The organism is Streptomyces sp. NPDC026522, assembly GCF_055567555.1.
Map to the genome: position 1 here is coordinate 59,387 of NZ_JBVHQF010000016.1, position 26,358 is coordinate 85,744.

Here is a 26,358-nt window from a genome sequence, read left to right on the forward strand (position 1 = left end):
CACAGCGAACCCCCCAGGTCTGCTGTAGGGGCGCGGGGCGGCCCGTGCGGGGGCCGCGCCGCGCCGGATCACACGGCGAGCGGCTCCAGGTCGCGGTGGACGCGTCGCTCGTCGCGGGCGTAGCGGGTCAGGCCGTGGTCCTCGCCGAGCAGCCGGGTCAGCTCGCCCACGGTCTCCGTCCGGACCCGGGCCGCCTCCTCCTTGCGGCCCATCATGTCCAGGCTGACCGCCATGTTGGAGGCGGCCGCCAGGGTCTCCGGGTGGTGCGCCCCGAGCGCCTCGCGCAGCCGCAGCACCACCAGCCGCTCCAGCTCCAGCGCGCCCTCCGGGTCCCCGAGGTCGGCGAGGGCGTTGGCGAGGTTCAGGTGGCCGAAGATGGTGTGCGGGTGGTTGTCGCCCAGCACCTCGCGCATGTGCCGGATCGTCTGGCGCAGCATCGGCTCCGCCGTGTCCGCGGAGCCCGTGCCCCAGTGGAACACCGCCAGGTTGTTCACGGCCGCCAGGGTGTACGGGTGCCGCTCGCCCGGCACCTTCACGTACTCGTCCACCACCTCCTGCGCCAGGTCACGGGCCGCGCCCGGGTCACCGGTCGCGAACAGGTCCGCCGCCAGGTTCAGTTCGCAGGCCAGCAGGTCCGGGTTGACCGAGGTGTACTTGGCGCGGTAGCGGTTGCGGGTCGCGGTCGTCAGCCGCAGCGCGTCCTCCAGATCGCCCGCCCGGCGCAGCGACACCGCCAGGTTCTTCGCCGCGGACAGGGTGCCCGGGAAGGCCCGGCCGAGCGTGCGCTTGTAGATGTCGTAGGTCCGGCTCAGCAACTGCACCGAATCGTCGTACCGGCCCACCTCGCGCAGGTCCCGGGCCAGGTTCTGCGCCGAGGACAGGGTGTACGGGTGGTCCGGGCCCAGTACCTCCGTACGCCGGTCGAACACCTCCTGGTCGATCTCCCGGGCCCGGGAGTACTGGCCGACCATGCGCAGGTTCAGGGCCAGGTTGTTGGCGGCGGCCAGGGTGCGCGGGTGCGCCTCGTGGAAGATCTGCCCGAAGCCCTCGTGCGCCGCGGTCGCCAGCTCCATCGCCTCGCCGTAGCGGCCGAGCGCCCCCAGGTCCATCGCCAGGCCGCTGGTGGTCATGTACGTGTGCGGGTGCGAGGGGCCGAGCGAGGTCCGCTGCCGTTCCAGGGTGACCTCGTCCAGTTCCTTCGCCTCCACGAACCGGCCCTGCGACCGCAGGATGTTCGACAGGTGGAAGCGCAGGTACAGGTACTGCAGGTCGCTGTCGCCCAGCATCTCCTTCCACACCTCGCGCAGCTCCTCGCCGAGCTGGTACGCGGCCTTGAAGTCACCGCGCTTCCACAGGTAGCGCACCCGGTCGATCAGCAGCCTGCGGGTCTCCGGCTCCTTGCAGAACCGGGCCTCGGAGGGCGTCAGGTGCGGCCAGATGGTGTTGAACCGGGGCCAGGTCGCCGGATTGTCTATGGGCTCGTCGTCATCGGGCCGGGCGCCGGCCAGGATCCGGTGCACGGCGTGCCGGGCCTCGCGCTGCTCCTCCTCCGACAACTGCGCCCGGATCACGGCCTGGACCAGGCGGTGCACCTGGATGCTGTTGCCGACCTGGTCGACCTTGGCCATCGCGAACCGGCCGATCTCCCGGATCACCCGGCCCAGCATCAGCTTCTCCTGGAGCGAGGAGTCGTACGGCTTGAGGGCGTTGATCATCTCCTTGCTGTAGAGCAGGTTCGCGGATATCGGCTCCGGCGCGAAGAAGGCGCACAGCTGCAACAGCCGTACCGCGGCCGGGGAGCGCTGCTGGAGCCGCTCGATGGAGACGTTCCAGGTCGCGGCGACCGGTTCCGGATAGCCGGCCGGCTGGTTCAGCCCCAGCACGCTCGCGGCCTGCTGGGCCAGCTGCTCCAGGTACGCGGACACGGGCGTGGCGGTCTCCGCGATCCAGGCACCCGCCTGCTCGACGGCGAGCGGCAGGTCACCCACCGCTATGGCCACCTGCTCGGCGTCCTCCTGGGAGAGCCCGGGGGCCCGCCGCTGGAGGTGCTCGACGGACTCCTCGCGCAGGAACACGTCCACCGGCAGCGCGTCACCGTACTGCGACCAGGACTGGTTGCGGGAGGTGACCAGGACGTGCCCCGGGCCGCCCGGCGGGAAGAACCGCTTGAGCGTCTCGGGGTCGTCGGCGTTGTCGAAGACCAGCAGCCAGCGCGAGGTGGGCACGCCGCGCCGCAGCAGGTCGATCGCCTCCTGGGACGCGGCCGCCATGTCCTCGCCCGTCTGGGCGCCCAGCCGGACGGCCAGCTCCGCGAGGGCCGCCACCACGTCGTCGGTCTGCTCCGAGGAGATCCACCAGACCAGGTCGTAGTCCGCCATGAACCGGTGCACGTACTCCAGCGCCACCTGGGTCTTGCCGACGCCGCCGAGCCCGTACAGGGTCTGCGGCTGCGGCAGCACCACGGCCATGCCGCCGCCGAGCTGGTTGCGCATCCGCTCCAGCACGATGCTGCGCCCGGTGAAGCCGGTGTTGCGGGGCGGCGCGTTCCAGATCTTGGGCACGGTCCCCGGGAACCGGGGGCCGGGCTGGGAGGCGCTGTTGACCGTGTCGGTCAGGGCCATGGGCCGCTCCACCGCGCGCAGCAGGGCGGTCGTCGCGTGCACCTCGTCGAGGCGGAAGAGGTCCACCGGGTTGCGGTCGATGTACGGCGTCGCCAGCCGTACGTCGCCCACCCGCAGCGGCACCAGCTGGCGCCGGCCCCCCGTCGGGTCCTCGGCGGCGGCCCGGTTCCACACCTCGACGGCGCGGCCGGACTTGAGGAAGGCGCTGGAGAGCAGCACGACCGTGCGGGCGGCGTTGTCGACGCTGAGGCCCGATCCGCCGAGCGTGCCCCCGTCGGAGGGGGCGGGGGCCGCTTCCGCCGAGACGTCCTTGGGCACCACGCGGAAGCCGGCCCGGGTGAGCACCGACTCGATCCAGTCGGCCCACATCCGGTTCTCGGCGACGTAGCAGAGGAACAGGTCGGCGGGCAGGGCCGGGCGGCGCCGGGTGAAGGCGTCCCGGATCCGCATCCGGACGTCCTCCGCGATGGCCGGCATGGAGGTGATCTCGCCCTCGGTGACGACCGCGGTGAGCCGCTCGAACGCCGACAGCAGGGAGTTGGTCAGGCCGGCCTCGTCGCCGAAGGTGGCCAGGGTCTCCTCGTAGGCGTAGTAGGGCCGGTACGGGATCTCCACCGCGCCCCAGTAGGAGGTCAGGTCGTCCCCGACGAGGCCGCCCGGGAAGCGGTCGAACTTGATCCGCGCCAGTGCCCGGCCCGCGTCGGCCTTCTCCTTCTCGCCCTCGTCGATGCGCATCGGCACCGGGTAGATCTTGATGCCGCGGTCGTTGAACCGCTCGTCGATCTGCCGGGCCACGGAGGCGGCGCCGTCGATGGACTGGTCGGAGAGGGTGAAGCAGTCGACCAGGACGTCCGGCAGGTGCACGGTGCAGATGTCGGCGATGTCGGACAGGCCGGTGCGGCTGTCGATCAGCACGTAGTCGTAGTTCTTCTTCATGTCGGCGCGCAGCGCGTCGAAGAAGAGGCCGCCGCCGAGGCGGTCGTAGAAGTTGTCCCAGTCGAAGGTGGACACGGTCGCCGAGTACTCGCGGTTCTGCCGGCCCGCCGAGACGAAGTCGAGGGTGCCGCCGTCGGGGAACTCCCAGCCCAGCGTCTCCGGGGTGAGGGAGACCGCGTGCGGCTGGATCCGCGCGTAGTCCTTGTGCCAGTCGTCGGCGCGCTGCACGGGGCTGGTAGCGGCCCAGGCGTACTCGCTGATCAGGTCGATGACCCCGGTGGTCGCCCCGAGCGTGGAGGGATCCAGGAAGGGGTGGAAGAAGCGGTGCAGACCCGGCGCCTCCAGGTCCCAGTCCACGGCGAGCACCCGCTTGCCGTTGGCCGCCAGGATCCAGGCGGTGTTCGCGAGCGCCATCGTGCGGCCGGTACCGCCCTTGTAGGAATAGAAGGTGACGATGCGTCCGCCACGGCTGTCACGACCGGCTGTCATCCGTGTCCCCCCGCTCTGTGTCGCTGACGTCGTTGGTGTCGGTCCCGCGCGGTGCGTCACCGCCCGCCTCGGTGTCGGGCGGGAAGGGAACGCGCGGCAGCGGCGGCGGGGGCGGCTCGTCCATCCCCATCGGCCCGACCAGCCGCGGCCGTTCGGTGTGGGTGCCGCCCGCGGGCGGGTACACCTGGGCGTGTCTGAGGAACTGCTGGGCGGCGGCCTCGACCACCTGGGGCAGGATCTGCCCGAGCATCTCCATGTTGGCGACGCCGTTCGCGGCCGCCCGGCAGGCGGCCCGGCCCTGGCTCATCTTGACGGGCATCGTCCCCTCCAGCCGGTCCGCCAGCTCGCCCTCCTTCGCCCGGCTCTGGTGGTCGTACCGGTTCCAGGGCACGACCACGTTGATCCACGGCCGGTGCTCCTGGTCGAAGGCGGCCAGCCGCTGGCGGCGCGGTTCGTCCTCCACCGCCCAGCGGTCGACGATCAGGATCTCCGGCCGGGTCGGCGGCTGCTTGCTGTCGAAGTGCCCCGCCTCGTCGTCGAACGAGCCCAGGCTGGTCTGGTAGTTGAGGTTGCGGATCACGTCCTCGGCCACGTAGGCGATGGGCCGCTGCGCCACCGGGTGGTACGGGTTCCACTCCAGCGCGCTGTCCCCGTAGTACTCGGGGCTGCGGCCCTCGGGGAGGTCGTGCCGGGAGGCGGCCGCCACCGTGATGTGCAGGGTGCGGGCGGGGTTGCCGCCGTTGCTGCCGAAGGCGCTCGGCACCACCCGGTAGTCCAGCGGCTTGATCGGATCGATGCGTACGCTCTCGGCGACGTGCACGATGCGCTTGGCGAGTTCGTACACGGCCGCCTCGTACTGCTCGGCGTAGCCGCGGAGTTTGATCAGCCCGTACAGGCCGTCGGTGACGTAGCGCTCGCCGAAGGTGTTGTGGTTGAACTGCAACCGCGAGGCGGGGCCCGGCATGTGGGTGGCGGGCACCGGGACCCACAGGGCCGGCACGATGGCCTCCGGCGGCGGCTCGTTGTGGCGCGCCCCGTGCTGGATCGCGCGCTGCGCGAAGGCGAACCACTCCTTGCCGCACATCTCGCTGGCGAAGTAGCGCGGCGAGAACAGGGGGACGAAGACCCGGCAGGTGGCGAGCGCCGCCGCGAGCCGTTCCGACCAGCCCTCACCGCTGCGTATCTCGCGGTCCATGAAGCCGGCCTCCGAACCGGCGGGCAGATCGGTGAGCGCCATGACGTGGTTGCAGAGGTCACGGAAGAGCCGCTCGACCCACATGTCGGGGTCGGGACCCCCGGCCCCGAACCTCGGCGTATGCGCATAACTGAGAAAGAAGTACGGCTGCACTGATGCGGGCACACGACCCCCGTCCCGAAGATGCGAGCGAAGAAACATCATTCCGGAGCTGCTTCGCCACATCCCCTCATCGTTCAGTCAATCAGCGTCTGTTTTCGGTCATCCAGTCGATTGCGTGACCAACGGCATCGGAAATCGAGAAGAGCACGGCCCCGGCCCCTCCCAGCCGCCCCCTGCGCAACCGTGAATCCGGGAACGCGTCGCCGATCTCCGCGAAATCACTGTCGTCCAGTGCGACGTCCTCGTACGTCGTCCACTCCTCCCCCTGCCGTCCCCCCGGAAGGTTCACCTTCACCACACAGTCGTACATGCGCAAGGGGGGCTTCGGAATTCGGTACTCCGCCAGATGGAAAGCGGTGCAGGCCGAAAATCCCACATTGATCATGAGTACCTGGCCGCCCTCCCAGCACATTTTTCCCAGGGGCGACTCCTCGCCCAGGTGGCATTCGAGGCGGTGGCCGGAGCACAGCCGCCGCGCGTCCTTTCCCAGCGCCGCGAACGAGGTCTGCGGATGCGCGCTGCGCGCGGCGCCCGCAGTGGTACGGACGGCCTCGGCGAACCGCCCCACGCCCTGGCTCGGCGTCCACCGCCGGTCGAACGCGGGCATCCGGGCCCGGAACTCCCGCACCTGCGGCTCCGAAAGGCCGGCGATCCGCTCCAGGTGCGCCGTGGAGGTGAGGGAGTTCTCCGAGGTGAACGCGGGCACCACCAAGGTGCCGTGCCGGCCCAGTACCCCCGTCAGGGCGTCGCGCAGCGGCCCGGTCCGCAGGCCGGTGCCGCCGAGCGCGGCGTGCACCAGCAGCCGCGCCCCCGGGCGCACCCCGAGCAGGCATAACTCCCGCGCCAGCGCCGGCACCTCCGGGCCGGCCGGCGACCTCACGCGTCGACCGCCTTCGACTCCCACCGCAGCTCCGCCACCAGCCGCTTGCCGGTGCTGGTCAGCTCGGCCGCACCGGCCAGCCGGTCCAGGGCCCGCTGGATCCGGTCGGCCGCCCCCGGTTCGGGGGCCGCCGTCGCCCGCCGGTACGCCTCCACCGCCACCCGCTCGTGTACGTCGGCCAGCAGCCGGGACACCGGGACCGGGCGCTCCCGCCACGGCGACGGGTGCTGCCACTCACCGTCCAGCGCGTACAGGTCGGCCACCTCGGTCAGCGCCCGCAGCCGCGCCCGGCGGCGGCCGGTCAGCAGCGCCAGGGCCGTCTCCCGGACCCCGGCGCCGTACGGCACCCCGAGCGCCCCGGGCCCGTGCCGCCCGGCCTCGCCCCGGCCGGGCTCCCGCGGACCGCCCGCGAGCGGGGTCAGCGTCGTCAGCCCCGGCGCGGCGGCCCGGGCGAACTCCGGGACGGCGGCGTGCAGCAGCGCCCAGGCCGCGTCGAGCCTGCCCCGCCACTCCTCGGCCTCCCCGGCCCCCAGCCGCAGCCTGGGCGGCCGGGCGAAGCAGTTGCGGTACGGGTCGAGGTCCTCCAGCGCCACCGGGGCGGTGTCCGGCCCGGGCGGCGACCAGCTCCGTACGGGCAGCCACCGCGCGTCCCCCGCCGCCGGACCGAAGCGGTGCTCGGCGCGGCCGTCGCGCACCGCGTACCCGGCCCCGGCGGCCCGCAGCGCGGCCCGCCCCCGGGTGCCCGGTTCGCCCAGCCGCAGCAGCCCCAGGGTCGGCAGGTACACCTCGCCGTCCCGGTAGGGCACCTCGGCCGGCAGGTCGAGCCCGCCCCGCAGCACCGCGGCGGCGGCCAGCGCGGCCAGCCTGCGCGCCGCGCCGGGGCCGTCGGGGCGCCCCTCCCGCCCGGCGTCCAGGGCCTCCAGGACCCAGGTGCGGGTGAACGGGTGGTCCAGTACGGCCGCCAGCGCGGCCGCGCCCGCCTCCCCGGCGCGCTCCACGGAGGCCAGCAGCTCCCAGGACCGCGCCCATTCGGGATCACCCGTACGGTCGGCGTTCAGCCGGGCGAGCAGCATCCGGGTCAGCTGCTCCTGGGAGCGGGCCAGTTCGGCCGGGTCGGTGAGTTCCGGCGCGGTCTCCCGGGCGGCGGTGCGGCCCTCGACCCCGTCCACCAGCTCGCGCAGGTCGGTGCAGTACACGGAGGGGTGGTCGAAGCTCCCGCCGCCGTCCGGGTCGGCCCGGTAGCGGTGGGTGTAGAGGCCGCCGCCGCACGAACGTACGACGGGGCAGCGGCGGCACGGGTCACTGACTCCGGCCAGGCCCAGCTGCCGGGCCCGCACCCCGGGGTGGGCGGCGACCTGGTCGAAGGAGTGGCGGAACACGTCGAAGCCGGTGGCGGCGGCGCCCTCGTAGGCGCTCTTGAGGGAGTCGACCTGCTCCAGGGTCCCGTCCGTCTCCACGACGACCAGGTCGGTCGGCGCGAGGCCCAGGGACTCGGTCAGGCTCGGGCCGCCGCGCAGGGTGGACAGCAGGGACTCGAAGAGCCGTACGGAGACCGGCCGCCCGAGCCCCTCCCAGTGGTCGAAGACCCGCAGCAGCCAGCGGGCGTACGCGTCGGGGGCGCCGTCGGGGCGGACCGGCGGGGTCTCCCAGGTGGCGTGGGGCAGCAGGAAGTCCACCCGGGGCGGCTGCAGTTCCACCAGGGCGTCCAGTACGGCGACGGGGTCGTTGGCCACGTCCACGGTGCAGAGCAGGCCCTGGTAGAGGTGGCGGTAGGGCTCCGAACGGAGCAGTGCGACCGCGGCGAGGACCAGGGGGTGGCTGGTGCGCCCGTCGGCGAACCTGCGGTGGCGGTCGTTGGCGGCGCGGTCCCCGTCGAGGGAGATGCCGACGCGGACGCCGAACTCGGCGAAGAGGTCGAGGCAACGGCGGCCGAGCTGGAGCCCGTTGGTGTGGATCCGCAGGTCGAGCGCGGCGGTCCCGGCGAGGGCGCGGGTGAACTCCTCGCACACGAGGCGTAGTCGGGCGGTGCCCGCCAACAGGGGTTCCCCTCCGTGGAGAATCACCGTGACGGAGGGGATTGCATGGTCACGGGCATGTTCGGCGAGCCGCGACGCGGTCTGCGAAATGACCTCGGGGGAGATCACTTTCGGCCGGGCTCGCCAGCTCTGATCAGCGTGTTCGTAGACGTAGCAATGATCACAAGCGAGATCGCATCTGCTGTGAACCTTGAGGACGATCTCGCGAAAAGCGATCAGGCCGGTCATTCCACCAGTCTAGAGCGCGTGCTCCGGTGTCAGAGCGCAGAGTTGAAGATCGGTGCCTGAACGTGACGGCCGTTTTCCGAGGGCAGGACGCGGCCGAGCGCCGCGGCCGCCGACGCGCTGCGGACGTCGATCCGGTCGAGCGGGACCCGGGGGGTCTTGACCGTGCTGGTCGCGGGGGTTGCGGAAGTGTTCACGACACCGTCCTCGGGGAGGCCATGCGAAATGGGCAGGGGAGCGACACCAGCGGTCGCCGCTGGTGTCAAGCGTGGACTTTACTCGTCCACACCTTATTGGCAACCGAGACATGACGCCTGGTCAAGCGTTCTACGGAAAGGCTGCCGCAATTCTCGAGGTGCGGTAATCGGCCGTTTGCCGTAGGGCAAGATCCTTTATTCCTGACGCCAGGTCATCGCCGGTGGGGATCAGGGTTCCGGGTCCGGCCGCGGGCCCGGACACCCGGTCGGCGGACCGGGGAGCCGGGCTACGCGGGCTGTTGTTCGCCGGGCCGGGGGACCGGGAGGTCGCGCAGCAGCCAGGTCAGTACGCCGGGCAGCGCGCGCAGGGCCGCGAAGTGGGCGGCGGCCGGATCGAAGGTGGTGGTGGCGCCCGGGATGCGGCGGGCCAGCCAGCGGGAGTGCCCCACGGGCGAGAACACGTCCAGCTCGCCGTGCCAGATCAGCACCGGGCAGCGGATGTCGGCGGGGTCGAAGCCCCAGGGACCGCTGAACGCGATCGCGTCGTCGATCCACCCGTACGCCGAAGTGCGCACGCCCTCGCGGTAGTTGCGCAGCAGCATCGCCCGCAGGCCCGCGTCCGCGACGATCAGGCGGTCGTTCTCCGTCAGCTCCCGGCGCAGGTCCTCCAGCAGCCGGCGGGGATCCTCGCGGATGCCCTCGGCGCGGGGGATCAGCCGGGCGGCGAACCCCTCGGGGTCGTCGTAGGCCTTGGTGTACTCCTCGACGTTCGAGGCGGCCATGCCGTCGAACCAGTCGAGGTCCTCCGCGTCCCGCGGCGCGAGCGGGACCAGGGCCGCCGTGCGGGTGACCCGGTCCGGGAGCAGGGCGGCGCAGGCCAGAGCGCCGGGGCCGCCGCCGGAGCGGCCGGCGACGGCGAAGCAGTCCAGGCCGAGCGCGTCGGCGATCGCGGCCACCTCCGCGGCCACGTCGGCGACGGTGCGGCCCGGGTGCCGGTCGGAGCCGCCGTAGCCGGGCCGGTCGTAGGCGATGAGCTGGACCCGCCGCTGGTAGAGGACCATGCCGCGGGGGGCCGGCCCCAGGCGGCTGCCGGGGGTGCCGTGGAGCAGGAAGACCGGCTTGCCGTCCGGGTCCCCCCAGCGCTCCACCATCAGAGTGCGGCCGTCGGCGGTGCGCACCTGGTTGCGCACGCGCTCCCTCCCTCCCTCACGTTCGACGTGAGCAGTCAGGGTGATTGTGCGCTTCGGTGCAGGAGTGCGGTAGAGCGCACCCGGCGGCAATTTCCCGGCTCGTCCGGGGGCGCGGTCCGCCGCCCCTGGCGCTTGCGCCCGTGCGGGCATCGCCCACGGCACAGTGGGGACATGAACGCAGACGACGAGAACGTGCTGGCCCGGGGACGCGTGGCGACCCGGCTCCCGGCCGGGGACCTCGACCGCGCGCGGCGCTTCTACTCCGAGCGGCTCGGCCTGGAACCCGTGGACGAGCGGCCCGGCGGGCTGCTGTACCGGTGCGGCGGCACGGAGTTCGCGGTGTTCCGGTCGACGGGGTCCTCGCCGGGCACCTTCACCCAGATGGGATGGGAGGTCGACGACCTGGACACGGCCGTGTCGCAGCTCAGGCGGCGCGGCGTGGTGTTCGAAGAGGTCGACGTACCCGGCTTCCGGACCAGGAACGGGATCGCCGAGATCGAGGGGAACTACCCGAGCAAGGGCTCCCGGGGCGAACGCGCCGCCTGGTTCCGCGACAGCGAGGGGAACCTGCTGGGCATCGGCGAGCCGGTGGCCTGAGGAGACGACGCCCGAGGAGACGACGCCCGAGGAGACGACCGGTGGCCTGGGAGACGCGGCGTGCCGGTCAGGGCCCCGGTGTCCGGGCGCCGGGGCCCGCCGTGCCGCTGCCCACCGCCGGGCCGCCCCGGCCGTGCCGCCGGACCGCGCAGACCAGGGTGACGGCCGAGCCGAGCACCGCCCAGGCGGCCAGCACCAGCATCGCCGGGCCCGCGTCGTTGCCCCGGAAGTACGTGATCGAGCGGGCGGCGTACGTCCCGGCGCCCGGTGGCAGGGCCGGTCCGATGGCCCTCCAGAACGGCGGCAGCAGCGGGTACGGGTACGCGCCGCCCGCGCTCGGGTTGCCGAGGACGACCACCAGCAGGATCGCCAGGCCGATGCCGACCACCCCCGCCACGCCCTGGAACGCCAGGGTGATCGCGCCCACGGCGAAGACGACCAGGGTGCCCAGCCCCCACAGGGCCGGCACGCTGCCGGGCAGCGCGCCCAGGACCGGGCCCGCGATGACCGTGCCCAGCAGCCCGGCTGCGATCGAGTACAGCAGCAGCGAGCCGAGCCGGATGACGGCGCGGGCGGAGTTCGCGGGCCGGGCGCCGGCGCTGATCGCGAGGATCGCGGCGCACAGGTAGCCGCCGACGCACCAGCCCACGACCAGGTAAAAGGAGCTCAGGCCGCGGGCGTCCCCGGCGGCGGCCGGGGCCACGTCCACGATCCGCACCTCGCGCCCCTGGGCCGCCTCGGCGCGGCCGACGACCTCGGCGAGCGCCTGGGACAGCGAGGCCCCGGCGCCACTGGCGACCAGCAGCCGGTCGGTCCTCCCGGCCGGGTCGATGACCAGCGCTCCGTCCACGTCCCGGGCCCTGACCCGGGCGAGCGCCGCCGCCTCGTCCGGGACGGTGCGGGTGTCGAGCGGGTCGCCGGGCAGGGCGTCGAGGCGCTGCGCGGAGCGGGTGGCGAGCTGTTCGGCGGGCGCGGTCACCGCGAGGGGGATCCCGCTCGGCTGGGGGTGGTGGAACGCCCCGATGTAGGAGGTGATGAAGGCCAGCTGGAGCGCCAGCACGCCCAGGACCAGCAGGAAGGCCCGGGTGCTGACGGCGTCCTTGATCTCGGCCAGGAAACCGCCGGAGGGGCCCGCGGGTGCGTCGGTGGTGGGCTGGGTCATGTCTCACACGTTCGGCGGACCGGGGGCCGGGCGCAGCAGGGGTGGGCCGAACGGGGGCCGGGTCCGCCGGAACGGACGGCGAATGGATGATCGAACAACTGTTTCGCACGGGTATTCGAATTGCTCTATGGTGGAGACGGGGGAGGTGTTCACCGAAGGGAAGCAGGAGGCCGCGGGTGCCAGGTTTTACGCATCTGCACACCGTTTCGGGGTTCTCCATGCGCTACGGAGGCTCCCACCCGGAACGGCTGGCGGAACGCGCCGCCGAGCGGGGCATGGACGCCCTCGCCCTCACCGACCGCGACACCCTCGCGGGCGCGGTGCGCTTCGCCCGGGCGGCGGCGGAAGCCGGGATCCGGCCCCTGTTCGGGGTCGACCTGGCCGTGTCGCCCGCGGCGGGCTCCGCGGGGCCGGGGGGCTCCGGATCCCCCCGCGCCGCCGCTGCCCCGGTCTCCGCCTCGGCCGCCGCTTCGGGCCCCGGCCACGCCGAGGCCTCCTCCCGGCGGCGCAACCCCGTCCGGGGCGGCGCCTTCGTCGACGAGTCCGCCGCCCGGGCCGTCTTCCTCGCCCGCGACGGCGCCGCCGGCTGGGCCGAACTGTGCCGCATGGTGACCGCCGCCCACGCGGGCTCCCCCGACGTCCCGCTCCTGCCCTGGCCGGAGCTGCGCGGCGCGAGCGGCGTGTTCGTCCTGCTCGGCCCCGGCTCCGAAGTGGGCCGGGCCCTCGCCGCGGGCCGGCCGGACCGGGCCGCGCGCCTGCTCGCGCCCTGGCGCGAGGTCTACGGCGACGACCTGCGCCTGGAGGCCGTCCACCACGGCCGCACCGGGACCGGGCCCGGCTCGCTGCGCCTGGCCGCCCGTACGGTCGGCTTCGCCGCCGAGCAGGGCGTCCCGGCCGTGCTCAGCAACGCCGTCCGGTACGCCGACCCCGGCCAGGGGCCGGTCGCCGACGTCCTCGACGCGGCCCGCCGGCTGGTCCCCATCGACCCCCGCAAGCCCCTCGACAGCGGCGAACGCTGGCTCAAGGACCCCGCCGCCATGGCCGAGACCGCCGACGGGATCGCCCGGGCGGCCGGACTGCGCCCCGCCGACGCCCGCCGGCTGCTCGCGGAGACCCGGCGGACCGCCGAGGCCTGTGCGGTGGACCCCGAGGACGACCTGGGGATCGGCTCCGTCCACTTCCCCGAGCCCCGGCTCGTCGGCGCCGCCCACCGCACCGCCCAGCGGGTCCTCGCCTCCCGGGCGGCCGCGGGCATGGTGCTGCGCGGCTACGCCGACGACCGCCGGTACTGGGAGCGGATGCACGCGGAACTCGACGTCATCGCCTACCACGGCTTCGCCTCGTACTTCCTGACCGTCGCCCAAGTGGTGGACGACGTAAGGGAGATGGGCATCCGGGTGGCCGCCCGCGGCTCCGGCGCGGGGTCCCTCGTCAACCACCTCCTCGGCATCGCGCACGCCGACCCCCTCGCCAACGGCCTGCTGATGGAGCGCTTCCTGTCCAAGCGCCGCCGGGTGCTGCCCGACATCGACATCGACGTGGAGTCCGCGCGCCGGCTGGAGGTCTACCGGCGGATCATCGACCGGTTCGGCACCGAACGCGTCGCGACCGTCTCCATGCCCGAGACCTACCGGGTCCGGCACGCCATCCGCGACGTGGGCGCCGCCCTGTCCATGGAGCCGGCCGCCGTCGACCGGCTCGCCAAGGCCTTCCCGCACATCCGGGCCCGCGACGCCCGCGCCGCCCTCGCCGAACTGCCCGAACTCCAGGGCGTACGGGGGGAGTCGCACGGACGGCTGTGGGAACTGGTCGAAGCCCTGGACGGGCTGCCGCGCGGGATCGCCATGCACCCGTGCGGAGTGCTGCTCTCCGACGCCTCGCTGCTCGCCCGCACCCCGGTCGTGCCCAGCAGCGGCGAGAGCTTCCCCATGTCCCAGTTCGACAAGGACGACGTGGAGGAACTCGGGCTGCTCAAACTCGACGTGCTGGGCGTACGGATGCAGTCCGCGATGGCGCACGCCGTCGCGGAGCTGCGCCGCGCCACGGGGGAGGAGCTCGACCTGGACGACCCGGCGCAGGTGCCGCCGGGCGACGGGGCGACGTACGAGCTGATCCGCTCGGCCGAGACGCTGGGCTGCTTCCAGATCGAATCCCCGGGCCAGCGCGATCTGGTGGGACGGCTCCAGCCCGCCACCTTCCACGACCTGGTCGTGGACATCTCGCTGTTCCGGCCCGGCCCGGTGGCCGCCGACATGGTGCGCCCGTTCATCGAGGCCCGGCACGGGCGGGCCCCGGTCCGCTTCCCGCACCCGGACCTGGCGGACGCGCTGCGGGAGACGTACGGGGTGGTGGTCTTCCACGAGCAGATCATCGAGATCGTGCACGTCCTGACCGGCTGCGGCCGCGACGAGGCCGACCGGGTGCGGCGCGGGCTGTCCGACCCGGACTCGCAGGGCCGGATCAAGGTCTGGTTCGCGGCGACCGCGCGGGCGCGCGGCTACTCGCCCGAGGTGATCGCCCGGACCTGGGAGATCGTGGAGGCCTTCGGCTCGTACGGGTTCTGCAAGGCGCACGCGGTGGCCTTCGCCGTCCCCACGTACCAGTCCGCCTGGCTCAAGGCCCACCACCCGGCCGCCTTCTACGCCGGACTGCTCACCCACGACCCCGGCATGTACCCGAAGCGGTTGCTGCTGGCGGACGCGCGGCGCCGGGGCGTGCCGGTACTGCCGCTGGACGTGAACCGGTCCTCGGTCCGCCACCGCATCGAACTGGTGTCCGAGGTGCCGCCGCTGTGGGGGCTCCGGCTCGCGCTGGCCGACGTCCACGGCATCAGCGAGGCGGAGGCCTCCAGGATCGAGGCCGGCCAGCCCTACGCCTCCCTGCGCGACTTCTGGGACCGGGCCCACCCGGGGCGGCCCGTGGCCGAACGGCTGGCCCAGGTGGGGGCGTTGGACGCGTTCGGCGCGAACCGCCGGGACCTGCTGCTGCACCTGAGCGAACTGCACGGCGCCCAGCGCGCGGCCGACGCCCGCGGAAGCGCCCAGCTCCCCCTCGGCGGCGGCCGCTCCACCGCGCCCGTCGGGCTGCCCGACCTCAGCGAGGCCGAGCGGCTCAGCGCCGAACTGGGCGTCCTCGGCATGGACGCCTCGCGCCACCTGATGGCGGACCACCACGCCTTCCTCGCCGAACTGGGCGCCGTCCCGGCCCGGCGGCTGCGCGACACCGAGCACGGGCGGACCGTGCTGGTCGCCGGCGCCAAGGCGGCCACCCAGACCCCGCCCATCCGCTCCGGCAGGCGGGTCATCTTCACCACCCTCGACGACGGGACCGGCCTGGTCGACCTGGCCTTCTTCGACGACAGCCACGAAGCCTGCGCCCACACCGTCTTCCACTCCTTCCTGCTGCTGGTGCGCGGAGTGGTGCAACGGCGCGGCCCGCAGAGCCTGAGCATCGTCGGGACGGCGGCCTGGAACCTCGCCGAACTGGTCGAACTGCGCGCGCAGAGCGGCCTGGAGGCGGTCACCGCCAAGCTGGCCGAACCGGTCCGCGAAGACACCGCGCCCCCCGCCCCCGGCCGCCGGATCCACCTGCCGACCGGCTACGAGATGAACCCGTGGGCCGACCTCCAGCCGCCCGGGACGGGCCCCGCGACCGGGCGCAAGCTGTGGCACTCCAGCCCGGGGAGCGCGGGATGAGCAGCGCGATCCTGCACGTGCGGTGCGCCCCCGCGCTGACCGGCGAGGGCTACCGGGAGGTCCTGGAGCTGCTGCGGGAGTTCTCCCCGCTGGTGCAGGCCCTGCCGCCGCGCGCCGCGCTGGTCCAAGTGGGCGGGGCGCAGCGCTACTTCGGCGCGGACGCCGCCCGCATCGCGGAGGTGGTCCGGCTGCGCGCGGTGGCCCGGCTGGGCACCGACGTCCGGATCGGGGTCGCCGGCACCTGGTCGGTGGCGGCGACGGCCTCCGCCCGGGTGCCCGGACCCGGCGGGGTCCTGGCCGTCCCCGCGGAGGCGGTGCCCGGCTTCCTCGGGCCGCTGCCGGTGGAGGCGCTGTACGGGCTGGGGTCCCGGCAGGCCGAGGCGCTGCGCGGCTACGGGCTGCATACGATCGGGGCGCTCACCGAGGTGCCGCCCGGGGTCGTCGAGCGGATCCTCGGCAAGCGGGCCGGCCGCCTGGTTGTGGAGCGCGCGCAGGGGATCGATCCGCGCCCGGTCACCCCGAGGGACCTGCCCTCCTCGGCCGCCGTCCGCACCCGGTTCTCCCGGGAGGAGCTGGACGGCCCGCACGCCCGGGCCGCGCTGCTCGCCCTGGTCGTCCGGCTCGGCGCCACCCTGCGCGGGCGCCGCCAGGCCGGGCGGGCCCTGACCTTGACCCTCCAGTTCGCCGGGGGCACCCGCTGGGAGAAGACCCGGCGGCTGCCGGAGCCCTCCGCCCACGACGAGGACCTGCGCGCGATGGCGTACCGCCTGATGGACGCGGCCGGCCTGCAACGGGCCCGGCTGACCGGCGTGGTGCTCCGGGCCGAGGACCTGACCGGCGCCGAGGGGGTCTCCCGCCAGCTCACCCTGGACCCGGTCCGCGAGTCCCGGCTGACGGTCGAGGCGGCCATCGACCGCGCCAACGCCCGCTTCGGGGCGGGCACGGTCCGGCCGGCGGCGACCTTCGGCAAGGCCTCGTAGGGCGGGAGGTCGCAGGCGCGTCCGCCGCGCCGCCCCGGCCCCCCGGGAACACGTACGCCTCCGCCCCTCGCGATAGACCGGAGGGCAACTCGGCACCCGAGTTTTTACCGACGCGTAACTTCCCAGTCTTGCTACTCGCCCGTAATTTAGCCGCAGCAGCTCCCCTTGTGATCCGGATCACGGGACCCACCCCCCGCACCATCCCCATGACGCAAGGAGATCACCCGATGCTGCCCTGGCGCCGCCTGCTCCGCCCGCTGGCCGTCCTCACCCTCGCAGCCGCCGCGCTCGTCGCCCCCACCGGCACCGCGCAAGCCGCCTCCGCCCCCACCAGCGGCTGGAACGACTGGACCTGCAAGCCGTCCGCCGCGCACCCCCGTCCCGTCGTGCTCGTCCACGGCACCCTCGGCAACTCCGTCGACAACTGGCTCGGCTTCGCGCCGTACCTCGTCCACCGCGGCTACTGCGTCTACTCCCTCGACTACGGCCAGATCCCCGGCCAGTCCTTCTTCAACGGCCTCGGCCCCATCGACAAGTCCGCCGTCCAGCTCGGCACCTTCGTCGACCGGGTCCTGGCCTCCACCGGCGCCGCCAAGACCGATATCGTCGGCCACTCCCAGGGCGGCATGATGCCCCGCCAGTACCTCAAGTTCCTCGGCGGCGCCGCCAAGGTGAACGCCCTCGTCGGGCTCGCCCCCGACAACCACGGCACCACCCTGTCCGGCCTGACCCAGCTGCTGCCCTACTTCCCCGGAGCCGAGGACCTGATCAGCGCTTCGACCCCGGGCCTCGCCGACCAGATCGCCGGATCCCCCTTCGTCACGCAGCTCAACGCGGGCGGGGACACCGTCCCCGGAGTCGCCTACACGGTGATCGCCACCAAGTACGACGAGGTGGTGACCCCGTACACCAGCGGGTTCCTGAGCGGGCCGAACGTGCACAACGTCGTGCTCCAGGACCTGTGCGCCCTCGACCTCTCCGAGCACGTGGCCATCGGCCTGACCGACCGCATCGCCTGGCACGAGGCGGCCAACGCCCTGGACCCGGCCCATGCCGAACGGACCACCTGCGCCTCGGTCTTCCAGTGACCGGCCGGGCCGCCTGAGCTAGCGGCGGCGGTGGCCCGCCGTCGTGCGGCGGCGGGCCACCGCGAAGAGCACGGCCGAGCCGGCGGCCAGGGTGCCCGCCCCGGCGATCGCGATCATCGGGGTGGAGCCGTCGCCGCCCGTCTGTGCGAGGTCACCGCCCGCGGCCGCCGCCGCCGACGGCGAGGCGAACGGGGACTCGGCGGTCGAGCCGTTCGTATTCGGGTCGTTGTCGCCGTGGCCGCCGTGCTCCACCGTCGACTTGGCCGCGCCCTCGAAGATCTGCTTGTCCGTCGGCGGCTTGGCGACCGGGCCGTTGGACGGCTTGGCACTCGCGGCGGCGCCGCCCGTGGCCCCGGTCCCGGTCCCGCTGCTGCTCGGCTTCGAGCTGGGCACGCTGCTCCCGCCGTCCTTGCCGAAGACCACGTCCGAGCAGGTGTAGAAGGCCTCCGGGCTGTCCGAGCGCTGCCAGATGCTGTAGATCAGGTGCCGGCCGCTCTTCTTCGGGACCGTGCCGGAGAAGACGTAGTCACCGCCCCGCATCCCCGGGTCGGTGACCTTCGCGAACGGCTCCGGCTCCAGGTCGGACCACTTCAGCGGCTTCGCCGGGTCGTAGCCGTCCTTCGTCACGTACAGCTCGAAGGTGCCCTTGTGCGGGGCGGTGCCCTTGTAGCGGAAGGTGTGCGCGCCGGACGTCATGGCACTGGCCGGCCAGTCCGCCCGGGGCAGGTCCAGGCCCCGGTACTTGTCGTTGCCCGCCGAGCACAGCTGCCCGTTGGGGATCAGCGCCCGGTGGTTGCCCGCAGCGTTGGCGATGTTCACCGCGTTCCAGTCGTACAACGCCTGCGCGCCGCCCGCCGCGACCGCCGCCTTGCAGGCCGCCGACCGGGGGGATTCGGGGCCTTCCGCGTAGCAGGCCGCCACCCGGCTGACCGGGTCGGTCATCGAGCCGTGCGCGGCCGCCGGGCCGGCGGCGTACGCGGCCACCGCGAGCGGGGCGAGTCCGGCGGCGGCGATGCGGCCGGCGGTGCGGATGGCGGTGCGCATGGTGGGTCTCCTCCGGGCGGCGGCGAGGGCGGGTGCGCCGGGGAGGGCCGGTCGGCGCGTCCCCGGACACGAGGTGTCTCCGACGCCGTTCCGGCCCTCCCCGGCCTCCGCCAACCTAACCGCCCCGACCTGCGGTTCCGCCCGGATCGGGGCCCGGAGGCCGATCCTTAGGGTCCGCTTAAGGCAGCGGTAAGCAGCCCCTGAGGAAGGCGGCTCACTTCACGTTGACCGCGGTCCAGGCAGCGGCGACCGCCTGGTACTCCGTGCCGCCCGTTCCGTACAGGTCCGCGGCGGCCTTGAGGGTCGCCACCCGCGCTCCCGCGTAGTCCGTCGAGGAGGTCATGTACACCGACAGCGCCTTGTACCAGATCTTGTACGCCTTGGTCCGGCCGATGCCGGCGACGGTGGAGCCGTTGGCGGTCGGCGAGTTGTAGCTGACGCCGTTGATGGTCTTCGCGCCGCTGCCCTCGGACAGCAGGTAGAAGAAGTGGTTCGCGACACCGGAGGAGTTGTGGACGTCGAGGCGGCCGACGTTCTTGTCCCAGTAGTCCGCGGAGGCGCCGTCGCGGCTCGGCTTGTCCATGTACCGCAACGGCGTGCCGTTCCCGTGGATGTCGATCTTCTCGCCGATGAGGTAGTCGCCGGGGTCGGACGGGTTGGCGGCGTAGAACTCCACCGAGGTGCCGAAGATGTCGGAGGTGGCCTCGTTGAGCCCGCCGGACTCCCGGGTGTAGCGCAGCCCCGCCGTCGAGGCGGTCAGGCCGTGCGACATCTCGTGGCCGGCCACGTCGAGCGAGGTCAGCGGCTTGGTGTTGGTCGTGCCGTCCCCATAGGTCATGCAGAAGCAGCTGTCGTCCCAGAACGCGTTGACGTAGGCGTTCCCGTAGTGGACGCGGGAGTACGCCGCGACGCCGTCGCCGCGGATGCCCAGCCGGCCCAGTTCGTTCTTGTAGAAGTCCCACGTCACGGCCGCGCCGTACTGGGCGTCGACGGCGGCGGTCTGCCGGTTGGCGGGGGTGCCGTCCCCCCAGTTGTCGTCGGCGTCGGTGAACAGGGAGCCGGTCCCGCTCGTGCCGCCGGCCAGGTCGTAGGTCTTGTGGCCGCCGCGGGCGGTGTCGTTCAGCTCGAACTGCGAGCCGTTGGCCTTCGTGCCGACGGTGACCGAGCCGCTGTACTCGCTGGCGCCGATGCCCGTCTCGATGGCGTCGTAGGAGTAGAGCACCTTGCCGCTGCGGGCGTCGGTGACGGTGTGCAGCTTGCTCGGCGTCCCGTCGTCGCCGGCGCCCTCGGTGACGCTCTCCCAGGCCAGTACCGGCGCTCCGCCGACGGCCCAGACGACCTTGCGGGCGCCCTTGGGGGCCGCGAGCGAAGCGGTCCTGGTGTCCACGGATATCCGGGCGCCGTAGGCCTTCGTGGTGGAGCGCGCACCGTTCTTGGTGTGCACGACCAGGTCGCCGCCGAGGACCGGCAGACCGGCGTACGTGCGCTCGTAGCGGGTGTGGACGGTGCCGTCCGCGTCCTTGACGACGTCCCGGGCCACGAGCCCTTCCTGGTCGCCGAGACCGATGGCCTTCGCGGTGGACGGGGCGTCGGACTGGGCCCGGGCGATCGCGGAGGCGCGCGCCGTCCCGGTGAGCGGGACGGCCGTGGCGCCGGCCTCGCGCTCGGCGGCGGCGTTGGCGGGACCGCTCTGCACGGCGAGGGCGACCATCGCGGCGGAGGCGACGAGGGCGGCGGCGCGGAGGACGTGAACACGGCTGCGGGAGGTGGGGGTTGAGGACGTGGGGTGAGTCACTCGTTGCTCCTTGGCTTGCCAGTGGGGGGGCAGTGGTGGAGACAGTGTCAGGAAGTCGCCCCCGATTGGCAGGTGCGCAACAAGAATTTGACCTTCTCGTTGTCCGGAGAACGTAAAGCGGTATCCGCTGGCCGGTGAACGTGCCCGGTTTCGGCAGCGGCCGTGCGCGGAACACGCCCTAGCCGACCCCGGGGATCTGCCGCGCGGCGAAGGCGGCGCGGACGGCGTCCGCCGCGGTCTTGCCGTACATCCGCTGCGCCGTCGAGACCGTCGTCCGCGCCGCGTCCGCGAAGTCGGTGTCGGCGCGGAAACCGAACTGCGCGTTGACGATGATCCGGTCGGCCGTACGGGCACCCAGCGCGCCCCGGATGTCGAAGAGCGCGCGCGACCAGATCTCCCCGTCCGCGTGCACCTCCCCGACCCGGTCGGCGTACACCTTGGAACCGTCGATCCGCCGCAGGCAGTGCGGGGCCGGGCTGTAGCCGGTCGAGTCCCAGTCGGCGACGCACGCCAGGTCCGTCCTGCGCGGCCAGCCGTATACGTCGTCCGCGTGCGCGCCGACCTCGACCGCGAGGTAGTCGCCGAACGCCTCGCCGATCGCGCCCGCCTCCGGGGAGGCGCCGAAGCCCGGGACCTGCGCCTCGTGCACCGCGTGGCCGTACTCGTGGACGATCACCTCGGCGTCCTCGGCGTCGTCCACCCCACCCTTGCCGAAGCGGATCTCGGCCTTCTTGTCGGAGAAGAAGGAGTTGTCCGCGCCCCACTGGTTGATCCGCACCGGCTGGGCGCGGTCGTTGGCCCCCGGCAGTTCGCTCCCGAAGCCCAGCCCCTGGAGGTACTCCTGCGCCTCGTTCACCCAGAAGTACGCCATGACCTGCTCGAACCGGTCGTCGGCGCGGTCGTACCCGGCGGCGTCCGCGGTCTGCGCGGAGGGACCGGTGTCCGAGCGGACGTACGCCCACTTCCCGGACAGCGAGCCGCTGCCGTCCAGGTTGCGCAGCTGGGCCAGGGCGTAGGCGGAGGCCGGCACGGCGTCGGCGGCGTCCTTGGCGTCGGTCAACGTCTGGTCGCCGGAGGACTGGACGGGGTTGACCATGAAGACCCGGGCCTGGGGGAGCCGCGTCGGCGCGGGGTCCGCCGAGGGCAGGGCCGAGACCGGACCGGCCAGGGCGAACAGCGCGGCGGTGGCGGTGCCCGCGCAGACGAGGCCGCGGGGTATGCGGCGAGCCATAGACGTCCTCCTGTAAGGAAGTGGTGGCGTGTTGAGGCCGCGATCCTCACCCACGCCGCCTCCTGTGCGCCAGGGGCGGGAGGGAAGTGACGGTGGGTCCGTGCGGGGTCCGGCCGCACGGGCCCGTGCAGCGGTCCTCAGGCGAGCAGTCCGGGCAGCCCGGCCGGGGTCCTGGCCTGGGCTTCGAGGGCGTCCAGGGCCCGTACCGCCCCGGCGGCCGCCGCCGGGTCGCGTTCGGCGAGGCCGCTCGCCGCGAACTCGTCCTCGTCCAGGCGCAGGACGGTCGACCCGTCCCCGGAGACCCACAGGTCGAGGTCCAGGTCCTCCACCACGATCTCGCCGTCGCCGACCACGGCCGGCCGGGTCACGTCGCAGTACCACCCCTTGAGGCGGCCGTCGCCGGTCCGCACCTCCTTGACCGCGTACCAGCGGCTGCGCCAGAAGTGCTCGGTGAACACGTCACCCGGCTCGAAGCGGACGAAGCCGAAGTCCCGTACGTCCTCGGCCGCCCAGGGAGCGCGCACGGACAGCCGGTCCCCCGTGTCGGTGACGAGCTCGGCCGGGTAGCGGATCTTGGTGCGGCCCGCTTTGACGAGGGTGACGGTGAGCAGGCCGGTCATGCCGTCGCTTCCTTCTGCTCGGAGCGGGGGGCGAGTCGCTTCGCGAAGCGGGTCTCGGTGGCCCGGATCTCGTAGCCGAACCACTTGTTGACGGCGAGCATCGGCGCGTTGCCCGCGTCGTTGCCGGTCAGCGCCTCGGTACAGCCCGCCGCGAGGGCCCGGTGCAGAGAGGCGGTCTTGGCGAGCTTGGCCAGGCCGCGGCCGCGGTAGGCGCGGCGGGTGCCGGTCATCGCCGAGCCGTAGCGGCCCTGCCCGTCGGTCCGGGCGGCCGAGAAGGCGGCCACGACGCCGTCGACGAGGACGACCGTCGTCAGGTCGTGGTCGAGCGAGGGTTCGCGCCACACGTCGGTGAGCCAGTTGTCGTAGTCGTCCAGGGCCACCGGTACGTCGCCCGGTTCGTCGGACGAGGCCTCGGCGTCGGCCTCGTACAGCGGGCGCGGATCCTCCGCGAACGCCGAGGCGGGGCGCAGTTCGACGCCGGGCGGCAACGCGGCCGGGTACGGCGGCAGGGCCGCCGCGGACAGCTCCAGGCGCAGGAAGTGCGCCGAGCGGCTGGGCCGGTAGCCGTGCCGAGCGGCGAAGGCGTGGTCGCCGGGCCCGTCCAGGACCCAGGCGTACGCGTCCACGGCCCCGGCGGCGGCCAGGTGCTCCTCCGCCGCGCGCAGCAGGGCGCTCCCGGCGCCGCGGCCGCGGTGGGCGGGCCCGACCTGGAGGTTGACGTAGCCCTGGCCCGGCCCGGGGCTCCCGTGCGCGAGGCCGACCTGGGCGGTGGCTACGGCCACGCCGTCCGCCCGCTCGGCGAGCAGGACCCGGTGCCGCTTGCCGGGGCGGGCGGAGGTGACCTCGTAGGCCACCCCGGCCGGGGTGCTGATCATGAACGGGAGGGCGGACCGGCGCAGGCGCACGACGGCCTCCACGTCCCCGGGATCGCCGGGACGCAGGTCACGGATCGAAACGGTCATGCGGCCGACGCTAAGCGCGCGGGCGCCCTCGGCGCCTGCGAATTAACCGGGCGGTGGGGGACAATCGGCCCCGTGACCTCGACTTCGACCCACCTCAAAATCAAGATCGACGCCGCGCCCGGCGCTGCCGCCCCGTACGAGCAGCTGCGCGCGCAGATCGCGGACGGGGCCCGGACCGGGCGGCTGCCGGTGGGGTGCAAACTGCCGACGGTGCGGGGGCTCGCGGAGGAACTCGGACTCGCGGCGAACACGGTCGCCAAGGCGTACCGGGCCCTGGAAGCCGACGGCGTGATCGAGACCCGGGGGCGCAACGGGACCTTCGTCGCCGCCGCCGGGGACTCCGCCGCACGGGAGGCGGCCGCCGCGGCGCAGGCGTTCGCGGACCGCGCCCACCGGCTGGGGCTGTCCATGGCCGAGGCCCGGGCGGCGGCGGAGGAGGCCCTGCGGGCGCGGTACGGCACGTGAGCCCCGCGCGCCGGGGGCAGGCCGCAGGTCAGGCCTTGCGCCGGCTGAGCCGCGCCATCAGGTGGTGCTGCATCGGCTGGCCCATCGCCTCCATCTCCTGAACCACGATCAGCTCCCCGCCCTCCAGCGCGTACCGGCGCCGCATCCCGGTCACCTCCTTGGCCCGGGGGGTCACCGACACGCTGCGGGTCGCCATCTCGATCTCCGTACCGGACACCCGGCCGACGTAGGTCTCGACGACCCCGGTCGGGTGCGCCAGCACCACCTCCAGCGAGGCGTCGGGCATGACCCGCCACCAGCCGGCTTCCCGCCCCGACGGGCGCAGCGCCGCGCCCGCTTCGTCGATCAGCCAGGCGCGGGACTCGTAGCGCAGGAAGGGCCTTCCGTCATGGCTGAAGGTCACCTCCTGCTCGTACCGGAACCCGTGCTCCAGGGTCGGGTACTCGCCGCTTCCCCGGCCGTGCCAGCGCCCGATGAGCGCCAGCACGGGCCGCAGCTGCGGGTGCGGCTCCGGGCCCTCGCCGAGGACGAAGGTGTCGGGGTAGGGGTTCTCCTGCGCCGGTTCGAGCACGTGGACTCCTGTTCGGTGCGCCCGGGGGCGCCGGGCACGGCGGGACGAGGTCTTCGGCGCCATTGTCCCCGCCCCGGGCCCGCCGGGACGGGACCTACAGGTAGAGCCCCGGCTCCGCGCCGTGGCCCTGCGGCGGCAGCAGGGCCGCCGTCGGACCCGTACCGCGGCGCAGGGCGAAGAGTTCGGCCAGCGTGGCGCCCTCGCGGGAGAGGCCCTCGTCGGTGCCGAGCCAGTCCGCCGCCTCACGGTGCGTCAGCCGCCCCACCTCGATCCGGGCCAGGCAGCGGCCCGGCCGGACCACCGCCGGGTGCAGCCGCTCCAGGTCCTCGTTGGTCGTCACCCCGACCAGGACGTTGCGGCCCTGGCCGAGCAGTCCGTCCGTCAGGTTCAGCAGCCGGGACAGCGCCTGCCCGGCCTGGTGGCGGGCCTCGCCGCGGATCAGCTCGTCGCAGTCCTCCAGCAGCAGCAGCCGCCAGCGGCCCTTGGCCGTGCCCTCGTCCTCGCCGATCGCGATGTCCATCAGGTAGCCCACGTCGTTGAACAGCCGCTCCGGGTCCAGGACGCAGTCCACCTGGCACCAGTCCCGCCACGACCGGGCCAGCGTGCGCAGCGCGGAGGTCTTCCCGGTCCCGGGCGGCCCGTGCAGCAGGAGCAGCCGGCCCGCGATGTCGTCCGGGGTCACCTTCATCAGCCGGTCCATCGCCTCGGCCACCGGCGCGGTGTAGTTGGGCCGCACCTCCGCCCAGGTGCCCGCCGCGATCTGCCGGGTCGTGCGGTAGGGGCCGCGGCGCGGGGAGACGTACCAGAACCCCATGGTGACGTTCTCCGGCTGCGGTTCGGGTTCGTCCCGCGCCCCTTCCGTGGCCTCGCCGAGCACGCCCGTGGCGAGTTCGTCGCTGACGGCCGTCACCGTCACGTCCGCGCCCCGGCTCCAGCGCGACACGAGCACGGTCCAGCCCTGGCCCTCGGCGAGCGTGGCGCTGCGGTCGGTGTCGCGCGCCGAGCGCAGCACGGTGGCGCCGGGCGGCAGCAAGGTGGCCTCCGCCTTGACCCGTTCGATGGAGACGCTGTGCGAGTACGGCTGTTCGCCGGACGCGAACCGGCCGAGGAACAGGGCGTCGACGACATCCGACGGCGAGTCGCTGTCGTCGAGGGTGAGCCGGATCGGCAGCGCGTCGTGCGGGTTGGCTGACATGGCGCCCATGATCCGGCACGAACTGCCCTCCCGCACCCGTGTTTCGCCGGATCGAGTGCTCGGGTTCCCCCTTCAAACCCCTCGCCGGTGAAGATTCGGAGCGGAGTCGACTCCGAACATTCTTGGCATGAACACTTCCAGCCAGGCCGCGTGCGCTGTACCAACGACTCAGGAGTAACCCCCACTAGGAGCCGCACACATGAGCATGAGACTGTCGCGCTTCGCCACCCTCACCTCCGCCCTCTTACTCGCCGCGGGCGCCGCCCTGTTCGGCGCAGGCCAGGCGGCCGCCTCCGCCCAGGCCGACTTCGGCTACGTAGCCCTCGGAGACTCGTACTCCTCCGGCGTGGGCTCCGGCAACTACGACAGCGGGAGCGGTGACTGCAAGCGCACTTCCCGGGCCTATCCGGCCCTGTGGGCCGCCGCCCACTCCCCGCAGACCTTCTCCTTCGTCGCCTGCTCGGGCGCCCGTACGGGTGACGTGCTCTCGGGCCAGCTCGGCCCGCTGAACTCCGGCACCGACCTCGTCAGCATCACCATCGGCGGCAACGACGCCGGATTCTCCGACGTCATGACGACCTGTGTGCTCCAGTCCGAGTCCACCTGCGTCAACCGCGTCAACCAGGCCAAGGCGTACGTCGACTCCACCCTCCCCGGTCAGCTCGACCAGGTCTACAACGCCATCTCCGGCCGCGCCCCGGCCGCCCACGTGGTGGTGCTCGGCTATCCCCGCTTCTACCAGCTGAACGGTTCCTGCATCGCGGGCCTGACCGAGGGCGAACGCAGCGCCATCAACGGCGCCGCCGACTACCTCAACGCCGCCATCGCCAAACGCGCCGCCGACCACGGCTTCACCTTCGCCTCGGTGACCGGCGCCTTCACCGGACACGAGATCTGCTCCGGCAGTGCGTGGCTGCACAGCCTCAACTGGGCCAACATCGGCGAGTCCTACCACCCGACCGCCACCGGGCAGTCGAGCGGCTACCTGCCCGTCTTCGCCGGCAAGGCATAGGGGCCCGGCC

The 26,358-nt window shown here is 73.5% G+C and carries 20 protein-coding genes; 6 read left to right on the forward strand and 14 right to left on the reverse strand.

Features of this window, described 5'->3' with window-relative positions:
* Positions 1-68: 68 nt before the first annotated feature.
* The 6 genes from fxsT to ACZ4M3_RS32385 all read right to left on the reverse strand — a co-directional run bounded on the left by fxsT (position 69) and on the right by ACZ4M3_RS32385 (position 9,931).
* Positions 69-4,046, reverse strand: a complete 3,978-nt coding sequence (fxsT, locus tag ACZ4M3_RS32360) for an FxSxx-COOH system tetratricopeptide repeat protein (RefSeq protein WP_467738713.1) — start codon at positions 4,044-4,046, stop codon at positions 69-71.
* Positions 4,030-5,442 (reverse strand): TIR-like protein FxsC, encoded by a 1,413-nt coding sequence (locus tag ACZ4M3_RS32365; RefSeq protein ID WP_467738858.1) that lies wholly within the window; start codon positions 5,440-5,442, stop codon positions 4,030-4,032. Before ACZ4M3_RS32365 ends, fxsT begins: the two co-directional genes overlap by 17 nt.
* Positions 5,443-5,485: 43 nt before the next feature.
* Complete coding sequence (locus tag ACZ4M3_RS32370) at positions 5,486-6,307, reverse strand: AAC(3) family N-acetyltransferase (RefSeq protein WP_467738715.1); 822 nt, start codon at positions 6,305-6,307, stop codon at positions 5,486-5,488.
* On the reverse strand, positions 6,280-8,547 hold the full coding sequence (gene fxsBH / locus ACZ4M3_RS32375; protein ID WP_467738717.1) for a radical SAM/SPASM protein FxsBH, inactivated beta-hydroxylase extension form: 2,268 nt from the start codon (positions 8,545-8,547) through the stop codon (positions 6,280-6,282). The genes ACZ4M3_RS32370 and fxsBH overlap by 28 nt, the downstream gene beginning before the upstream one ends.
* A gap of 29 nt (positions 8,548-8,576) precedes the next feature.
* A complete protein-coding gene (fxsA, locus tag ACZ4M3_RS32380) occupies positions 8,577-8,741 on the reverse strand; it encodes an FxSxx-COOH cyclophane-containing RiPP peptide (protein ID WP_467738719.1) in 165 nt (54 codons plus the stop codon).
* A gap of 287 nt (positions 8,742-9,028) precedes the next feature.
* On the reverse strand, positions 9,029-9,931 hold the full coding sequence (locus tag ACZ4M3_RS32385; RefSeq protein ID WP_467738721.1) for an alpha/beta fold hydrolase: 903 nt from the start codon (positions 9,929-9,931) through the stop codon (positions 9,029-9,031).
* A gap of 171 nt (positions 9,932-10,102) precedes the next feature.
* Between ACZ4M3_RS32385 and ACZ4M3_RS32390 the strand changes: the two genes are divergently transcribed.
* Positions 10,103-10,528 carry a VOC family protein gene (locus tag ACZ4M3_RS32390; protein ID WP_467738723.1) on the forward strand — a complete coding sequence of 142 codons (426 nt, stop codon included), beginning with the start codon at positions 10,103-10,105 and terminating at the stop codon, positions 10,526-10,528.
* A 67-nt stretch (positions 10,529-10,595) separates the two neighbouring features.
* Here the strand turns inward: ACZ4M3_RS32390 and ACZ4M3_RS32395 are convergent, their stop codons facing one another.
* Positions 10,596-11,690, reverse strand: coding sequence for a DUF3533 domain-containing protein (locus ACZ4M3_RS32395; protein WP_467738725.1), 1,095 nt, complete (start codon positions 11,688-11,690; stop codon positions 10,596-10,598).
* A 176-nt stretch (positions 11,691-11,866) separates the two neighbouring features.
* Between ACZ4M3_RS32395 and ACZ4M3_RS32400 the strand changes: the two genes are divergently transcribed.
* From ACZ4M3_RS32400 to ACZ4M3_RS32410, 3 genes are all read left to right on the forward strand, one after another.
* On the forward strand, positions 11,867-15,385 hold the full coding sequence (locus ACZ4M3_RS32400) for a DNA polymerase III subunit alpha (RefSeq protein WP_467738727.1): 3,519 nt from the start codon (positions 11,867-11,869) through the stop codon (positions 15,383-15,385).
* Positions 15,382-16,365 (forward strand): DNA polymerase Y family protein, encoded by a 984-nt coding sequence (locus ACZ4M3_RS32405; protein ID WP_467738729.1) that lies wholly within the window; start codon positions 15,382-15,384, stop codon positions 16,363-16,365. The genes ACZ4M3_RS32400 and ACZ4M3_RS32405 overlap by 4 nt, the downstream gene beginning before the upstream one ends.
* Positions 16,366-16,592: 227 nt before the next feature.
* Entirely contained in the window at positions 16,593-17,453 is an 861-nt protein-coding gene (locus ACZ4M3_RS32410; RefSeq protein WP_467738860.1) for an esterase/lipase family protein, read from the forward strand.
* 18 nt (positions 17,454-17,471) lie between these two features.
* On the opposite strand, the gene ACZ4M3_RS32415 is transcribed toward ACZ4M3_RS32410, so the two are convergent.
* The 5 genes from ACZ4M3_RS32415 to ACZ4M3_RS32435 all read right to left on the reverse strand — a co-directional run bounded on the left by ACZ4M3_RS32415 (position 17,472) and on the right by ACZ4M3_RS32435 (position 23,105).
* Positions 17,472-18,497 (reverse strand): lytic polysaccharide monooxygenase, encoded by a 1,026-nt coding sequence (locus ACZ4M3_RS32415; protein WP_467738731.1) that lies wholly within the window; start codon positions 18,495-18,497, stop codon positions 17,472-17,474.
* 214 nt (positions 18,498-18,711) lie between these two features.
* On the reverse strand, positions 18,712-20,208 hold the full coding sequence (locus tag ACZ4M3_RS32420) for a M4 family metallopeptidase (RefSeq protein WP_467738862.1): 1,497 nt from the start codon (positions 20,206-20,208) through the stop codon (positions 18,712-18,714).
* 262 nt (positions 20,209-20,470) lie between these two features.
* Positions 20,471-21,523 carry a M4 family metallopeptidase gene (locus tag ACZ4M3_RS32425; RefSeq protein ID WP_467738733.1) on the reverse strand — a complete coding sequence of 351 codons (1,053 nt, stop codon included), beginning with the start codon at positions 21,521-21,523 and terminating at the stop codon, positions 20,471-20,473.
* Positions 21,524-21,660: 137 nt separating this feature from the next.
* A complete protein-coding gene (locus ACZ4M3_RS32430; RefSeq protein ID WP_467738735.1) occupies positions 21,661-22,143 on the reverse strand; it encodes a ribonuclease FAU-1 family protein in 483 nt (160 codons plus the stop codon).
* Positions 22,140-23,105 (reverse strand): GNAT family N-acetyltransferase, encoded by a 966-nt coding sequence (locus ACZ4M3_RS32435; protein WP_467738737.1) that lies wholly within the window; start codon positions 23,103-23,105, stop codon positions 22,140-22,142. The genes ACZ4M3_RS32430 and ACZ4M3_RS32435 overlap by 4 nt, the downstream gene beginning before the upstream one ends.
* 72 nt (positions 23,106-23,177) lie before the next feature.
* On the opposite strand from ACZ4M3_RS32435, the gene ACZ4M3_RS32440 reads away from it, so the two are divergent.
* Positions 23,178-23,570, forward strand: a complete 393-nt coding sequence (locus ACZ4M3_RS32440; RefSeq protein ID WP_467738739.1) for a GntR family transcriptional regulator — start codon at positions 23,178-23,180, stop codon at positions 23,568-23,570.
* A 28-nt stretch (positions 23,571-23,598) separates the two neighbouring features.
* Here ACZ4M3_RS32440 and ACZ4M3_RS32445 read toward each other — a convergent pair whose 3' ends face one another.
* Positions 23,599-24,141 (reverse strand): heme-binding beta-barrel domain-containing protein, encoded by a 543-nt coding sequence (locus ACZ4M3_RS32445; protein WP_467738741.1) that lies wholly within the window; start codon positions 24,139-24,141, stop codon positions 23,599-23,601.
* 94 nt (positions 24,142-24,235) lie between these two features.
* Positions 24,236-25,345: a DUF5925 domain-containing protein gene (locus ACZ4M3_RS32450; RefSeq protein ID WP_467738743.1), complete on the reverse strand. Its 1,110-nt coding sequence runs from the start codon at positions 25,343-25,345 to the stop codon at positions 24,236-24,238.
* A 196-nt stretch (positions 25,346-25,541) separates the two neighbouring features.
* Between ACZ4M3_RS32450 and ACZ4M3_RS32455 the strand changes: the two genes are divergently transcribed.
* Positions 25,542-26,348, forward strand: a complete 807-nt coding sequence (locus ACZ4M3_RS32455) for an SGNH/GDSL hydrolase family protein (protein ID WP_467738864.1) — start codon at positions 25,542-25,544, stop codon at positions 26,346-26,348.
* The last annotated feature ends 10 nt before the right edge of the window (positions 26,349-26,358 follow it).

What these genes read in the sequence shown, in the direction of transcription:
- fxsT (WP_467738713.1), bottom strand. Translation starts at nt 4,046, where the DNA reads ATGACAGCCGGTCGTGACAGCCGTGGCGGACGCATCGTCACCTTCTAT.
- ACZ4M3_RS32365 (WP_467738858.1), bottom strand. Translation starts at nt 5,442, where the DNA reads ATGTTTCTTCGCTCGCATCTTCGGGACGGGGGTCGTGTGCCCGCATCA.
- fxsBH (WP_467738717.1), bottom strand. Translation starts at nt 8,547, where the DNA reads ATGACCGGCCTGATCGCTTTTCGCGAGATCGTCCTCAAGGTTCACAGC.
- ACZ4M3_RS32390 (WP_467738723.1), top strand. Translation starts at nt 10,103, where the DNA reads ATGAACGCAGACGACGAGAACGTGCTGGCCCGGGGACGCGTGGCGACC.
- ACZ4M3_RS32395 (WP_467738725.1), bottom strand. Translation starts at nt 11,690, where the DNA reads ATGACCCAGCCCACCACCGACGCACCCGCGGGCCCCTCCGGCGGTTTC.
- ACZ4M3_RS32405 (WP_467738729.1), top strand. Translation starts at nt 15,382, where the DNA reads ATGAGCAGCGCGATCCTGCACGTGCGGTGCGCCCCCGCGCTGACCGGC.
- ACZ4M3_RS32410 (WP_467738860.1), top strand. Translation starts at nt 16,593, where the DNA reads ATGCTGCCCTGGCGCCGCCTGCTCCGCCCGCTGGCCGTCCTCACCCTC.
- ACZ4M3_RS32415 (WP_467738731.1), bottom strand. Translation starts at nt 18,497, where the DNA reads ATGCGCACCGCCATCCGCACCGCCGGCCGCATCGCCGCCGCCGGACTC.
- ACZ4M3_RS32420 (WP_467738862.1), bottom strand. Translation starts at nt 20,208, where the DNA reads ATGGTCGCCCTCGCCGTGCAGAGCGGTCCCGCCAACGCCGCCGCCGAG.
- ACZ4M3_RS32425 (WP_467738733.1), bottom strand. Translation starts at nt 21,523, where the DNA reads ATGGCTCGCCGCATACCCCGCGGCCTCGTCTGCGCGGGCACCGCCACC.
- ACZ4M3_RS32430 (WP_467738735.1), bottom strand. Translation starts at nt 22,143, where the DNA reads ATGACCGGCCTGCTCACCGTCACCCTCGTCAAAGCGGGCCGCACCAAG.
- ACZ4M3_RS32435 (WP_467738737.1), bottom strand. Translation starts at nt 23,105, where the DNA reads ATGACCGTTTCGATCCGTGACCTGCGTCCCGGCGATCCCGGGGACGTG.
- ACZ4M3_RS32450 (WP_467738743.1), bottom strand. Translation starts at nt 25,345, where the DNA reads ATGGGCGCCATGTCAGCCAACCCGCACGACGCGCTGCCGATCCGGCTC.
- ACZ4M3_RS32455 (WP_467738864.1), top strand. Translation starts at nt 25,542, where the DNA reads ATGAGACTGTCGCGCTTCGCCACCCTCACCTCCGCCCTCTTACTCGCC.